The organism is Cellulomonas sp. P4_A2 (assembly GCF_056402515.1).
The window spans coordinates 1-376 of sequence record NZ_JBFUHG010000208.1 but is presented as its reverse complement, the minus strand read 5'-3'; the positions used below and the strand labels follow the sequence as shown (position 1 = coordinate 376).

Annotated in this window: 1 protein-coding gene; it reads right to left on the bottom strand. The window is 69.4% G+C overall.

Features of this window, described 5'->3' with window-relative positions:
• Window positions 1-341 (bottom strand): GH25 family lysozyme (locus tag AC1DUE_RS20750; protein WP_477041283.1); only part of this gene is annotated, 341 nt, incomplete at its 3' end.
• Between the last annotated feature and the right edge of the window lie 35 nt (window positions 342-376).

Below are 376 nucleotides of genomic sequence, written 5' to 3'. Positions count from 1 at the left end.
CCCCGGATCATGCCGACGTTGTACGAGCCGTTGTACTGCTGGGCGAAGTAGGGGTTCGTGTAGTAGGTGCCTTCGGTGGCCTTGGTGTAGGCCCACCGGACACCGCTGTTCCAGAGGGTCGCCCAGTCGACGTTGCCCTGGTGGCTGCTGACGTCCACGCCTTCGGTCTGCACGGCGCGCGTGTCACGCGGCAGGCCGCCCTGGCCGTCATGGGCGACGACGCCCATGCCCATCGTGGCCGACCCGCGGGCAGGTGTGGTGATGGCGGTGGGGGAGTCGGCCGCGGTGGCCGCACCGGGCAGGGTGAGCAGAAGCGAGAGTGCTGCGAGAAGAGTTCCCATCGCCGCGAAGCGCGAGCGGGGGGTCGTTCCGGATC